Raw genomic sequence first — 14,246 nt, 5'->3', positions numbered from 1 at the left:
CAACTTCCGAGTTCAAAGGCTCAACTTCCGAGTTCAGAGTTAGTAATGAACACAAAACTCACCTTGACATCGCTAGTGCTGAGTGCCTAGCACTGTTTCAATGAGGATCTGTTGTTACAAAACGAAACAGAGATTGCAACATAGATTGATTCTGTCTTACTCTGGAAAAACGACTACACCAGTTTGACGGCACATTCGCACTCCTGCCGATAAACTTGTTAAATAAAACACTTTGATAGCCTAAAACGATGAAAGCATCTGCTAATTTCGACTTTGAAGACGAGAAATTCAATGCACCGCCTTCTCAAGTCATCCCCTGGTGTCAGATGATTAATCCTCGGTATGGCACAGATGGCATACAATCCCACGGTTTGGCGATTAAGGTGGATAATGCCAATGCTGTCGGCTTTGTACCAGATGATAATTGGCAGCAGGTAGAGCATGAATTTAGCTCTGAAGTCGAAACGGTCTTTATTACCACTACTCCACACATAGTTATAGTGCGTCGGGGGCCATTGTCTGTTAAAGACCGGGAAAGTGGTTTAAAACTGGGTACGCTCAAAGAGAATTATGATGCTTTTTTAGCAGACAAACTTAAATTTAAAACCTTTACTCGCTATCTAATTTTTATAGTGGGAGAGAATAAAAAGTTTTTACATGAATCACCATTACAACTAACTCTTAATGGTGCGGCTGGAGCAAGTTTCAGTAAAACCTACTGCGAATACCAACAAGGTAAAGTAGTTAGTGGATTCGTTGCTGAATTAGAAAAAGCTTATGCTGTCTACCGCAAACAGCCCTTGACACCAAAAGGCCCTTTGTTCCACGCTCACGGGATTTTTTGCCCCATAATTGAGTGTGAAGAAAGAGGTATTGAACCAAATACAGTTCTGGTAGCTTCAACTGTAGATTACAAACATCCGACGGTAGGGACTTTAACAGAATACCTAATTGCTTCAGATTCTCTTGAGTCTGCAATGATTTGTAAGACTTTTGAAGAATACAAAGATTTTGGCAAGGAACCTGTAAAAGTTGAAACGCCTAAATTGGCAACGGCAGGAGTTTCCAACTCTTATGTTTACGCTGATGAAGATGATTTTGCTTATCCGCCGTATTAAGGAGAGTGCTGAGTTCCCAGTGCTGAGTGCTGAGTGGGGAATCTTACTTCTTTACTCGGAACTCAAAACTCGGAACTCGGAACTGTTTTGCCCCAATACCTATTCTTTGAGCAATAAATAATATAGTGAACCATTGCCGCCTGTGATGCCAGCGCGATCGCCTGCTAGTTTACCAGAACCGATAAAATAATCCACCCGTCCTGGCCCTTTGATGGCGCTTCCTGTATCCTGATCAAGCACAAAGCGGCTGACAGTACGGTTCTCTAGCTTGCCACGAGGGGCAGGATAGGGAAATGAGTTGTAAATCAGCGCTAGCGCTCCCGGTGGCATGAGAGACTTATCTGTAGCAATGGAACGCTCTGCTGTCACTGGTACATGAATACTGCCTGTAGCTGGTCTACCGCTTGTTTCTTGGAAGAAAATAAATCGTTCCCAGCGTGGCAGATAATTGCTCAACTCCTGCGGGTTTCCCCGGAAATAACTAATCAGACGTGGCATTGTCAAACCTGACAGTGGCAGTTTGCCATCTTTCGCTAGTTCTTTGCCGATACTAGTCCAAGGGTAATCAGTTCCACCTGCATAGCCAACTGACGTTGTTCTGCCATTAGTTAACTTAATTTGGGCAGAACCTTGGATATGTACCATGTATGCGTCTAAGCGATCGCGAAACCAAAGCAGTTCTAAACCGCGCAACTGAGTCTTATTTCCTTGTAAACCATCCTTCCCTTCCAAATCAATTCGTTTTGGGTGGGGTTTAGTCCATTGGCTGAAATCCGGTGGTAGCCGATAAAGGGGATACTTGTATATTGAAGTCCTGACACGGCTAGCAGTGTAAACAGGTTCGTAGTAAGCAGTGAACTTAACAGTACCCTTGCCATCGTTGCCCACGGATTGGTAGAAGACAAACTCACGGCGGACAGCAGCTTGTAGTTGCGCTGCTGACTTGGAACTGACAACTAGTTGGCGGAAACGCAGCAAACTCTGGCGGACGCGATCAAGGGTGATTTCTTTGATGGGATAATTTTGATACGCTGCGATCGCCTCACTCTTTCTTAGGTAACGCAGACTGTTATCAATTGAAGCCAACAGCGCGTTGCGATCGCCTGTTTTACCTCTTTGACCCCAAATTTGGTCATCCCAACCCAAGCAAGTCTGCCGGAGCGTACAATAGCTTCCTATGGCGATTGGTTTTAGCGGCGGCGTTACCTCAGAAGTTGTTGGTATTGGCAGAGGCGGTAGATCACGAGTTGTGGGTACTGGTGAGGGCAGTAAATTGGGAACCTGAGCAATAGCTGCCCAGAGAGGGTTTACAAGGGCAATTCCCAGACTCAAGGAAAGCAAAGCAAGGGTTTTTCTTATCATTTAGTTGAATCTTTCAACACTGGAACTAAAAACCGGTTCTACCCGGATTGCCACGATCCGAGAAGGGCGTACTACCATATATTCCCCTTGAATATTTTTGATCGGCACACTAATAAAGTCATTGGAAGCAGATTTTGGCACAAGTTCGCCACTATACCACTTCTGAAACTCTTGAATAGTCGGAAAACGTATTTCTTCCCGATGACCGCTTTCCAGTAGGAGGTATACGGCATATTCATTTGCAGTTCTAGGCATAAGGTTGAATCATTTGAAAAACATTCAACCCATTGTTAACCACGTAACCCCCGAATGAAAAGGGTAAGCATACGGGAGGTGAGGGCAAGGTGCAACAAATGCCCAATTGCCTAATAATTCTTTACCCTAGACGCCTAATCTTTTAACCAGTTCCTGAAAAAGTGTAAATTGACTAAAGTTGCAGCACTGCCGATTTATAATATGGCAGCAAGCCGATCTGGAGTCGAGAAAGTCATGAACTTCTAGTACAATCCTCAGAAAACACTTTCTTTCTCAATAAACCTTGCCAAAGCTAGTAGTTGTGCCAAGATTAATTTGAGGACTTAGGCAAGTAATACAATGTTAGGACATTTATTAGACGGACGTTACCAAGTCCTCCAAGTCTTAGGTGGAGGTGGATTCGGTCAAACCTACATAGCCCAAGATACCCATCGTCCAGGTTTCCCCAAGTGCGTTGTCAAACACCTAAAGCCCGTCACTCGTAGCCCTGAATTTCTCGAAACTGCTAGACGGCTATTTACCAGTGAGGCAGAAACATTAGAAAAACTGGGAAACCATGATCAAATCCCTCGGCTTTTAGCCTATTTTGAAGATAACCAAGAGTTCTTCTTGGTGCAAGAATTCATTGAAGGGCATACTCTGAAAGCAGAACTGTTCCCCAATCAAGCTTGGACAGAAGAGCAAGTTATTCAACTCCTCCAACAGGTGTTGGGTGTTCTGCAATTTATTCATAGCCACAATGTTATTCATCGAGATATTAAGCCGGACAATATAATCAGGCGGCAACAAGACGGCAAGTTAGTGCTAATTGACTTTGGCGCAGTTAAACAAGTCCAAACTCAACTGCTTACAGTTGCAGGACACACAGGGGCTACTATTATCATTGGCACCCCAGGATATATGTCTACAGAACAGGGACAAGGTAAGCCCCGCCCCAACAGCGATATTTATTCCTTGGGTATTATTAGTATCCAATCGCTGACAGGGTTACATCCGATAAACTTTGAGGAAGATCCAGACACAGGAGAAATTTCTTGGCAACATCAAACTAACATCAGTTCTGAGTTGGCATCTGTGTTATCTAAAATGGTGTTACACCACTTTAAACAGCGCTATCAGTCTGCGGCTGAGGTTCTACAGATGCTTAAGCATTTGGATACCAAAGTAGAAGCAAAATTACCTCAACCACCATTTTCTACACAACCGCTTCAAGCTTCACTTTCTCAACAAACTGCTTCTATCCTGTCTCCAGAAAATTACAACCGCTTGGAAAAGATTCTCTTGGAATTTGTCGGTCCCGTCGCCTCAAGATTACTACGACAAGTTACTGAATCAGCGACCAGCTGCGAAGAATTAATTAGTCAATTGGCTCTTCATCTTCGAGGAAATCAACAAATTGATTTTCAGAAAAAAACAACGTTCCTACTAGAAAAACCTACCTTACTACAGAAGGTTATTGTTAAGTCTGAAATTAATACAAATAATTTAACAAGCCAAGAACTTCAAGGAATCAGCGACAGCTTTGTGCATCAGTGCGAGAGAGAGTTGGCTGATTTAATTGGCCCAATAGCTAAGTTATTAGTCCAAAAAGCTGTCAGGTCTTCTGGGCAAATTTCTCGTGCAGAACTTGTGAAAGTTTTAGCATCACAAATTCCCGAAGCTCAAAAAGCTTTGCAATTTCAGCAACGCCTACTCTCTTGATTTTTTCAATATTGCATTTTTGGCGTTGCATAAATGCGGGATGAATTGAGATTTTTGACTAAGGCTAAAGATTGATTCTTTGCGTCTTTGCGCCTTTGCGCGAAACAAAATTCATCCCGTCAATCAGCAACGCCGCATTTTTCTATCCACAACTTACGAATTATTTAGCTTTGGTTATTCAGCATGTCCATAGCTATTTTTAAGCTAGCTTTCATCCGATTAAATGCTTGTGCTAACCCACCAATTTCATCATTAGAACTTTCTTCAAAATCGGCGTTCATATCACCAATGCTAACTTTTTGGGCTATTTTCTCTATTCTTCTGATGCGCTGAATCACATATTTTGTGATTAAAAAGTTAATTAAAAAAACTACGATCGCAAAGATAGTAATTAAAAGTATCATTATCAATATCCAAGTCCGCTTGGCATTGGCAAAAATATCTTCAGAAGGAACAGAGATTATTTGGGCAGAAACAATCTGATTGAGTTGCCAGCCAAAACCATTTTCCGAGCCATAAGTTGCCAACTGACTTTTAGGAGCCTGATCTGGTGTAGAATGACATCGCAGACATTTCTGTTGTGTAATCTTTAGGGGTCGCGCAATGTAAAATACTTCGCCTTCTGGCAAGTTACGAAAGCCAGTAATTTCTAGAGTTTTGGAGTCGTTGCGAAAACGCTCTACAAGTTGAGTTTCAAAATTATCAGCTTTATCCACTAAATTAGTTGGATTCAGTGTTGCATCTTTATGGAAAAAGTTTTTATATTCAGCCTTTTTACGAAAATTCTCAAAAACCTCTTTAGAGGAAAAAGTTGGTACTATTTCAGGCATGAATGTTGGGTTAGTATCTAGTCTAGGTGCTAACAGGGGATCTATTCGATTTTGTGTATAATCTCTAACTGCGTTCACCATTTGGATAAGAATCTGTGCTTGAGATGCCACTTCATTTTGCGCTCTCCCCTGAAGTACACTAGATAAGGCAACGCCACTTCCCAAAATACTGACTATGAAAACTAATATTAAAAGTAAGTTAAATTTAGCACCTATTTTTAAGTTTTTTAACGTAATGTTGTTTAACATAACCTAAGCAACGAAGGTGGTATATGAGTTTGTCTAATATTTATTTATACCTGTTAGAAAGCATCTCAACAATATTTAAATAAATATTAATTTTATGCTGTAATATAACCCATTTAAGCAGCAGTCAAATTTATCTAAATTAGTCTTGAAGGTCAAGTTATTTTCTTAACCATAATTAGTGATGTTTTTGCGATTTCCCCGGCGTTTATTTCTGTTTCATCTGTTAGGTTTGACATTTGCTGGTTGCCAATCACCACGAAAGTTTGAGGGTACGTTAACTGTTGGTGTTCTCAACTATGGTGGAGGCGAACAGATAATTAACCAGTATGCTAAATTCAATAGTTACTTGGGTGAAAAGACAAAGGCATATATTCAGCTAGAGCCTGCTTTTAATGAAAACAAAGCCGTTGAGCGCCTTAAAGCTCGTGCTTGGTCATTGGTATTTGCTCCGCCAGGTTTAGCAGCGATCGCGATCGCCCGCTACCAATATGTTCCTTTATTTCCTTTAATAGGTATTAGTAATTTGCGTTCAATCTTCGTTGTTCGCAAAGACAACCCAATAACCGATTTGAAACAGCTACAAGGTCAAACAGTGGCTTTAGGCCAGTTAGGTTCAGCAACAGGATATTATTTTCCTCTTTACAATCTTTATGGTATAACATTGGCTGATATCCTGTTTGCACCCACACCTAAAGCGGCACTGGAATTGGTTGCTCAAGGCAAAGCGATCGCCTGTGCCATCTCGGAGGCTGAATTTAGTCTCTACGGTTCACAGTTTAGCCCGACTGAATTTCGCATACTATTTAAAGACCCTCATTATGTACCACTGGGTGTAATCTTGATTGGGCCAGATGTAGAACGTAACCGTCAAGAGTTCATCCGCAAAGTGATGAGTGATTCGCCTTCAGGTTTAGCTCAAGAAGTGGGATATGTACCCAATGGACAAGTGCCAGATTATAAATACATGATTTCTGTGGTTGATCGGGTAAACTCAATTAGTTCCAAGCTGCAAAAAAAGCCTATTCAGTTATTTTAATCTCACATATAGCAATCCGATTTGATTTTTGAACTTATCTGGGTAGGCAGGCAAGAGGCAAGAGGCAACGGGAAAGAATGCTCTTTGATCTGTACGGAGTTTTTTCAGAAATCAAATCATAGTCTTATAGCCTTACCCTTTACCTAAAGGCATCTAATTTCCTCTTCTCGTTCTTTATTTAAGCTTTTTCCCATTCCATTCTGTAATATTAGAAAATTCTAAAAGTTTTGTAATATTCAGAGGTAACCAGTGCCTCATTCTAAAATCAAACTAAACCTCTTGTCTAATTGGTAGAAAAAAGGCTAAATAAGGGTTATGACCGTAACTACCTATAAATGGACAATTAAACGTTATCACCGAGCAATAGAAGCAGGCATCTTTGACGATCAGCCCATTGAACTATTGCGCGGCGACCTCATTGTTATGTCCCCAGAACGAGAACCTCATGCTTACTACAATACAGAATCAGCTGATTATCTTCGCACACTGCTCGGTAAACGGGTAAAAATCCGCGATGCCAAACCAATTACCTTACCCAACGATTCCGAACCTGCTCCCGATGTTGCAATTGTCAAACCTTTAGGTGAGGTCTACTTAGAACACCATCCTTACCCAGAAGATATTTTCTGGGTTATTGAATTCTCCAAAGCTACACTGAGCAAAGATTTAGGTGAGAAAAAAGATATCTACGCTGAGGCTGGTATTGTTGAATACTGGGTTGTTAACCTGAAGACTCCGCAGTTAAAAGTATTTCGCGACCCAGAAAATGGGGAATACAAAACCGAACTGACACTAACCACAGGTACTATTTCACCTCTAGCCTTTCCTGATGTATCCGTCCAAGTTGAGCGCCTCATAAGCGTAGCAAAAAGACACAAAGAACCATCATAGAAAAATTCTTCTTCCAAACCAAATTTGCTTGGAATAGTATCGTGCCTCCTGCCTTTTTTCATTTTGTATTATCTTTGCTCAAAAAAACAATTTGAATCGTGCTAACTGGTTTTGAATCGTCCCTGTCAGGATTTCATTCAGTTCTGTACTGTCTTGGAATTGCAAAATTTGCTGCGTGGGTAAGTCGAAGGGAAATTCCCCTTCAAAGTCTGGGCGTTGCATTTGCGCTAATAGAATCTGTTCAGATCGTTTACTTTGGATAGCATAGCCAATTTCAATACAGACATTCGGGCTAGGAATTAGTTGGGGGGTTTCCTTACCGTCAATACTAGCAATGGGTGTGGTGTCGGCTATGAATAACAAACTCTTACGAATTTTTCGCATAATTGTGCGGTTAATTCGTACAGCAGCACCACTGGGACGAGAGGATTCTACTAATGTTAGGGGAAGACGCGATCGCAAATTTAAAGTGTCCAAACTTTTTCGCAGTTCTTCTCTCAGAACATTAGTCGCTGCGGCATACTCAGTTTGATAGGATAAAAAAATCGTTGGTTCTAACTGAGCCAACAGTGCTTGTTTGATAAAATAAATTTCATGACTGATTAAATCAATGTTAGCTACGCAATAGCCACCACTACCTTCAATATAAAATTCAATATTTTCCCCTTCCAGATAGCGGCCAAACCAAGTTGATTTCTTAACTTCGTCAGTTTCTTCCAAAAAGTCCGCTCGCAATGCTGATCTCAGTAGGCTCTTTTTGCTTAAGCGAATGTCTGGCGGACGTTTTTCCAGTTCTGGAATCGGCTCGTAATCCTGTAGATACCACGCTCTGAGCGCAATTATTGACATAAGGCGCTATTTCAACTGTTTCTCGCTATTCAACTTCGTATAATCTTACACCCAGAGTAGTCCCTATTTCGGACTTTTCTTTAAAATACAACAACGCATTCAAAGCCGTAGCATGGAGCATCTCTCAATACGGTTCGGATTAGAAAGATCCCCCCGCCTGTGGCGACCCCCTTAAAAAAGGGGTAAAAGAGGAAAATAGCCCCCCTTTTTAAGGGGGGTTGGGGGGATCTTCCCTCGATAAACAAGCTAACCGAACCGTATTGGGGCATCTCTAGTTAACTATTTTAGCTGGAGGCTTGAGGGGAATCTCAATCCAGAACTCTGTACCTTTGCCAGGTTCTGAAATGCAATCCATTATTCCACCATGTTTTTCGACAATAATCTGATAGCTAATTGCCAGTCCCAATCCTGTACCTTTCCCCACAGGTTTGGTAGTGTAAAACGGGTCAAAAATTCGCTTTTTCACCTCTTGAGTCATTCCAGGCCCATTGTCACTAATCCGAATTAACAGACGAGCGTTGTCTACTGAGACTTTAGTAGAAATGTGGATAGTGGGTATTGGGCATGGGTTATTCTCCTTACCCCCATTCCCCATTACCAGGGCATCTATAGCATTGCTGAGAATATTCATGAATACCTGATTCATTTGGCCGGCATAACATTCTATCTGTGGGATGTTGCCATAGTCTTTAATTACCTCAATGCGTGGAAATTCAGCATTTCCTTTCAGCCGATGTTGCAAAATTAATAAGGTGTTGTCAATGCCTTCATGCAGGTCAACGCGCTTGTTCTCAGCCTCATCCAAACGAGAAAAATTTCGTAATGACAGCACTATTGAGCAGATGCGTTCGGTTCCTATTTGCATTGAGGTCATGATTTTCGGGAGGTCTTCTACCAAAAAATCAAAATCCATCGCTTTGATTGCGGTGTGAATTTCACTATGAGGGTGAGGATAATGTAACTGGTAGAGGCGTAAAATTTCCAGCAGTTGTTTGGTGTAGCCACTAGCGTGGCACAGATTACCATAGATAAAGTTAACCGGGTTGTTGATTTCGTGTGCAATACCTGCTATCAACTGTCCTAAGCCAGACATTTTTTCGGTCTGAATTAATCTTGCCTGTGTTTCTTGGAGTTCATGTAGGGTATATTCTAACTGTGTAGCTTGATTTCTGGCTTCAGTTTCGGCATTACAGGTTTGTTCGTAGAGTTGTGCTTGTTGAATAGCGATCGCAGCCTGATCTCCTAGCTGTTGCAATAAATCAATTTCTGCATCCTGCCAAGTTCTGGGAGTTTCGCACTCATGAGCAATTAGTAATCCCCATAGTTCCATACCTATATTAATCGGAACGATTAAGTTTGCTTGCACTTGGAGATTCTGCAAAAACTCTCGATGACAATCACTTAAAGAAGCGGTTGAAACGTTGTTAATTGCCCGTACCCTGCCCTGAAAGTTTAGATGGCTATACTCATCAGGAAAACATTCTGATGGTGCAATCACTCCCAAAACTGACTGCCAATTGCCATTAATCTCTTCTACAATCACCGATTTACTCTTCAGTTGGAAAATCAGCACCCGGTCTGAATTTAGCAGGGGACGTATTTCCCGAACGATGGATTGCAGAGTTGTCTGCAAGTCTAATGTAGAGCGGATATGCTCTGTAACTTGCTTGAGTCCCTTGGTAAGCAGTAATGATTTTTCGAGTTCAGCTGTTTGTTCTTGCACCCGAACTTCTAGGTTAGCATTCAGCGCCTTTACTTGTTTATACATTTGATGCTGCTCAATTGCCATTGAGAAATGATCGTACAAGGCTTGCGCCAATGAGATTTCTTCCGGTTTCCACTCAGACGCTTGTCCCTTTTTTTGCTCTCGCCAAACCTCAAAGGAGAGTTGAGGTGCTAGTTGTCTGCGATTCTCATCACACCGTCCCGCCCATAAAACTTCCGTGTCAAATTCGCAGCGAAAAATGCTTAATACACCGATAAATTTTTCGCGGTAATGTAGGGGAATTACCAGAAGTCCTCGAATTTGAGTAGATTGGAACCATAAAGCCAAAACTCGCAAAGGCGCTTCTTTGTAGAGGTCAGCAGTTGCCAAAATATTACCTGGTTTACACTCAGCTATCCAGTTTTGCCAGATGGGATGCTGTTCGATCACATTATTTTCTAACTCATGGGGCAGTTTCGGCTGGTCGCCCCAAGTGTATAATTTTCGACTCTCTTCAATATAAAGCCTGCCACCTACTCCATTTAAGGCGGTAATAACTTCTTCTAGCGCCCCCTGTAATTGAATTGTTGGCAGTTTGTGTAATAGTGTGGTGACTCGGTTAATCGTAGCTTCTCGCTCTTGTTTGGCACGGGCTTCGGTAAGTAGATTACTTTGAGCGATCGCGATCGTTACCTGGTCAGCAACTTGTTGCATTACTTGTAGTTCCCGCTTCAAAATCTTTCGCGCTTCACTCTGGTGAGACACCAACAATCCCCACAATTTAGGCTTGGCTGATTGTTCTTGTAGGTCGTAATGTAAAATTGGCACTACTAAAGAAGACTGCACACCCATTGTCTTTAGGTATTGAATATGGCACGGGTCTACCTGCCGATAGTAGATATTAGTTTGTAGACGTTTGCCAGTTTCCTTTGACTGTAGAGGCGATAGCCCAATCTTCCCGTTTGTCACATCCACAATCGAACGTTGCCCCACTAACACAAACATCTCTCTGGCGGCTTCTGGAATATCATCAACTGGGAAACGTAACCCCAATAAGGATGGCAAACGCTGCTCATGGATAGATTCAGCTATGACTTCACCACTACCATCAGCATTAAACCGATACACTTTCACCCGATCTGCACCCAAAAATAAACGCACTTCAGTAACGGTAGTCGTTAATATTTCTTGGAGATCGAGCGATCGCCTGATCTGTTTTGTCATCCTGTGCAGTAAACTTTCTTGGTCTAATCTTTGCTGCAACCCGTTTGCTTTATCGGTAAATGTCATTGCTTATGTACACCAGGACTGAAGTATAATAATTTTTTATAATTGCCTTTAATCAAAATTTTTAACTTACTATCCCTTGATTTTTATAAAAGAGATTGGGTACTAGGGAGATTTTGGTACAAACTCTAACCTTTGTGGGTAGAATTGTTCTTCTTTGAAGTCGGTAAAAACCCCACCCTCAAGTGGTACATATTTGTTATCCAATACCTTTCACTTAGGCAGATATTAAAGCATTTGGTGTATCATCAAAGACTTTCTAACATCCTCTCAGGTCTACAATTAATAAAATTTTAATCATTCACATTTATTAATCTTATACTCGCAGTTATTAAAATATTGCAGTAATATCACTCAAATCGATGCCTGAATAATTGCATTGAATTAATAATATTTTTTTACCATTTGTTTGCATCAAGTCAAACTAATTAAGATTTTTTCAAAAAAGTAGCTAATTATTGGCGATTTGTTTAAAGGTTTTTGACTAGGGAATTTTACTATTCCCCGTCTAATTACTGATTTTATGTTGAATGTGACTATTTTGATTAAATTAGTCGTAAATTACCGTTAAAGATAGTGTAATTACGGATTTCTTCACGCACACTTATGAGGACTTTACCGAGATGGTTTTGACCAGTTTTATTAGCACCACAGCCCCAAAAATAATCGGTTGGAGAATTCTCAACCAACATCTCATCGCCTGTCGTCAAGAGAACTTCTCTAATATCAGCATGAGTGAGAAACTTTTTGAGTACAGCTTCTCGCATAACTTGAATTTTGACCAAATCCCAGTCTCGACGGAGTTGACGAGTACTACATCTTCCCAAAGCGGCAGCTTCTTCTGGTGTGGTTGCGGCGTGAATGAGGGGTATAATTACTGCATCTGTGCCGCCTACAAACTTTTGCGCTTGATAATAATGCTCAACTGTTGGCCAGTAAGTACCCTGGATGTGGATTCCGTGAAGAGAAAAGTTAGAAAAACAGCCATAAGGCTGCGAAACCTTATAAAAGTCAATGGTCATTTGAAAATTGCTTTTTTATATATCAACTTTACTCTAGCTGAGTACTTGACCTCTCGTTAACCTAAGCATGGGAGTTACCTATTATGCTCGCTTTCAGAACTGGATATAAAAGTTTGCTCTTAGTTGTTAACTAGCTTATTCCTATCAATTTAATGTAGTATAAAGAAATATTTATTAAAAAACTTCACAGGATAACAATTATCTTGCTAAATATGAAACAAATCAAGTTTACAAATGGTGCGGGTAAATTAACTGCACTTTTATTTTTAATCACAATTTTGCTGACACCTTTTGTAGTGATAAATGCTGGAGAACGCGGCGTATTAATGCAGTTTGGCGGAGTCCAACAAACAGTGTTGCAAGAGGGAATACATATCATAATCCCTATTGTTAATACAGTTAAAAAAATTAGTGTAAGGGTTCAAAAACAAGACATTGTTTCTGAAGCTTATTCTAAAGATTTGCAAGATATATTTACAGATGTGGCGTTAAACTGGCATATTCTACCTGAAGAAGCCAATGTGGTTTTTCAAGATATTGGTGATGAAAAAGACGTAGTTGGAAAAATCATTAATCCTGCCGTAGAAGAAGTTTTAAAAGCAGTTATGGCAAGGTATACAGCAGAAGAAATAGTCACGAAAAGAGGAGAGGTAAAATCTGGAGTTGATAATTTATTAACAACAAAGCTGCATAACTATCATCTTGGAGTTGACGATATCTCACTAGTTAATGTTAAGTTTTCGCCTAAGTTTGGTGAAGCAGTAGAGGCGAAACAGATTGCAGAACAAGATGCAAAACGAGCAGATTTCGTTGCATTGAAAGCGGTAAAAGAAGCAGAGGCTAAGGTCAATTTAGCTAAAGGAGAAGCAGAAGTAAACAGATTACTACATGATAGTTTGACTAATGAAATTTTAGAAAGACAGGCAATAGAAAAATGGAATGGTAAATTACCTTTAATTATGACTAAGGATGCTCCTAAACTTTTAAATATGAGTGAGCTTTTAAAACTAAAATAATTGAACAGTAAGACGGTGGTAAAGCCTATTCCTGCAAGAGATGGGATGAACCAGCGTCTACAGCTTTGCGTAAAATCGTAACGTTTTTAAACGCAGAGGAACGCAAAGTAAACGCGGAGTAACGCGAAGTTTTACTTAATTTAATTAGCTACGAATTAATAATATATTGTACTTAGTACACGTCACCGAAAATCAGAGTTTTTTTTAACTAGCAGACTAGAAATTAGGAGTATCAATAATTTTAAACTGGATTAATGCCAGAATTAAAAAGGTATACAAAGTTGAAGAAAGTAAACCTGTAAATAATTCTTTTTTTAAGTTGCGCTCTTTGGGTTCTTTTTGTAAAACATCTATTGCACCCGCTTGCATCAAGAGAATACCAATAATATTAGATAACCAGTAAGCGATAATGACACAAGGCGTAACTAATTTAGGAGCAAAAAGACTACAGATATAACCAAATAAATAAGCAATTGGTAAATTGAATACCAAGTCATTCCACCAGCATAATGGTGATAATAAATATCCAATAACTAAGAAAAATCCACCTCTAATCTTTTGCAATAGTGTTTTGGGTGAATTTTCTGTAGTTGGCAGCAATAACTCTTGACCACTTTTTTGGATGTCAATCATGATAGTGCAGTAATTCTATCGATTTATCGTATTTTAAAACGAAAAGTCATAAAAGTCTAGGAAAATAAACTCCTAAATAGAGGCATGTCCAGCCAATAGCACTGTGGATATAAATTTTAGCAAGGCTTTTCTAAGGAAATATCCTGATTTGTTCGTGTAAAGATATACAGAGCTTTTGTAACACCCACACCAAACTGGACTTTTACTATTTTTAAGTTTAAAATACGGTAAGTCGATGGGATTTAGTGTTTATTAGGCAGGCAATTTTTAAGCCGTTGGTGAAAAGTTGAAG

Annotated in this window: 12 protein-coding genes; 5 read left to right on the top strand and 7 right to left on the bottom strand. The window is 40.2% G+C overall.

The window, feature by feature from the left end; translation table 11 throughout:
* The first annotated feature begins 248 nt into the window (after positions 1-248).
* A complete protein-coding gene (locus F8S12_RS29145) occupies positions 249-1,118 on the top strand; it encodes a DUF5895 domain-containing protein (protein WP_196519757.1) in 870 nt (289 codons plus the stop codon).
* 99 nt (positions 1,119-1,217) lie between these two features.
* Here F8S12_RS29145 and mltA read toward each other — a convergent pair whose 3' ends face one another.
* Positions 1,218-2,477, bottom strand: coding sequence for a murein transglycosylase A (gene mltA / locus F8S12_RS29140; protein ID WP_196519758.1), 1,260 nt, complete (start codon positions 2,475-2,477; stop codon positions 1,218-1,220).
* Between the two features lie 3 nt (positions 2,478-2,480).
* Complete coding sequence (locus tag F8S12_RS29135; RefSeq protein ID WP_196519756.1) at positions 2,481-2,735, bottom strand: hypothetical protein; 255 nt, start codon at positions 2,733-2,735, stop codon at positions 2,481-2,483.
* Positions 2,736-3,074: 339 nt separating this feature from the next.
* Here F8S12_RS29135 and F8S12_RS29130 point away from each other — a divergent pair, with 339 nt between their 5' ends.
* Entirely contained in the window at positions 3,075-4,436 is a 1,362-nt protein-coding gene (locus F8S12_RS29130) for a serine/threonine-protein kinase (RefSeq protein WP_196519755.1), read from the top strand.
* A 164-nt stretch (positions 4,437-4,600) separates the two neighbouring features.
* On the opposite strand, the gene F8S12_RS29125 is transcribed toward F8S12_RS29130, so the two are convergent.
* Entirely contained in the window at positions 4,601-5,515 is a 915-nt protein-coding gene (locus F8S12_RS29125; protein ID WP_196519754.1) for a c-type heme family protein, read from the bottom strand.
* 181 nt (positions 5,516-5,696) lie between these two features.
* Here F8S12_RS29125 and F8S12_RS29120 point away from each other — a divergent pair, with 181 nt between their 5' ends.
* Both F8S12_RS29120 and F8S12_RS29115 read left to right on the top strand, forming a co-directional pair.
* Positions 5,697-6,551 (top strand): phosphate/phosphite/phosphonate ABC transporter substrate-binding protein, encoded by an 855-nt coding sequence (locus tag F8S12_RS29120; RefSeq protein WP_196519753.1) that lies wholly within the window; start codon positions 5,697-5,699, stop codon positions 6,549-6,551.
* Positions 6,552-6,866: 315 nt separating this feature from the next.
* A complete protein-coding gene (locus F8S12_RS29115; RefSeq protein ID WP_196519752.1) occupies positions 6,867-7,442 on the top strand; it encodes a Uma2 family endonuclease in 576 nt (191 codons plus the stop codon).
* Between the two features lie 78 nt (positions 7,443-7,520).
* On the opposite strand, the gene F8S12_RS29110 is transcribed toward F8S12_RS29115, so the two are convergent.
* The 3 genes from F8S12_RS29110 to F8S12_RS29100 all read right to left on the bottom strand — a co-directional run bounded on the left by F8S12_RS29110 (position 7,521) and on the right by F8S12_RS29100 (position 12,305).
* The gene (locus F8S12_RS29110) at positions 7,521-8,291 is read right to left on the bottom strand and encodes a hypothetical protein (protein WP_196519751.1); all 771 of its coding nucleotides are present in this window, start codon (positions 8,289-8,291) and stop codon (positions 7,521-7,523) included.
* A gap of 271 nt (positions 8,292-8,562) precedes the next feature.
* Positions 8,563-11,286 carry a GAF domain-containing sensor histidine kinase gene (locus F8S12_RS29105; protein WP_196519750.1) on the bottom strand — a complete coding sequence of 908 codons (2,724 nt, stop codon included), beginning with the start codon at positions 11,284-11,286 and terminating at the stop codon, positions 8,563-8,565.
* A 542-nt stretch (positions 11,287-11,828) separates the two neighbouring features.
* A complete protein-coding gene (locus F8S12_RS29100) occupies positions 11,829-12,305 on the bottom strand; it encodes an NADAR family protein (RefSeq protein ID WP_196519749.1) in 477 nt (158 codons plus the stop codon).
* A 212-nt stretch (positions 12,306-12,517) separates the two neighbouring features.
* Here F8S12_RS29100 and F8S12_RS29095 point away from each other — a divergent pair, with 212 nt between their 5' ends.
* Positions 12,518-13,321, top strand: coding sequence for a prohibitin family protein (locus tag F8S12_RS29095; protein WP_196519748.1), 804 nt, complete (start codon positions 12,518-12,520; stop codon positions 13,319-13,321).
* A 216-nt stretch (positions 13,322-13,537) separates the two neighbouring features.
* Here the strand turns inward: F8S12_RS29095 and F8S12_RS29090 are convergent, their stop codons facing one another.
* Positions 13,538-13,954, bottom strand: a complete 417-nt coding sequence (locus F8S12_RS29090; RefSeq protein ID WP_196519747.1) for a hypothetical protein — start codon at positions 13,952-13,954, stop codon at positions 13,538-13,540.
* Positions 13,955-14,246: the final 292 nt, after the last annotated feature.

This window comes from Nostoc sp. WHI (genome assembly GCF_015714725.1).
Taxonomy (GTDB): domain Bacteria; phylum Cyanobacteriota; class Cyanobacteriia; order Cyanobacteriales; family Nostocaceae; genus Nostoc.
The sequence above is the reverse complement of the archived record's forward strand: the minus strand, read 5'-3'. Positions and strand labels throughout refer to the sequence as shown.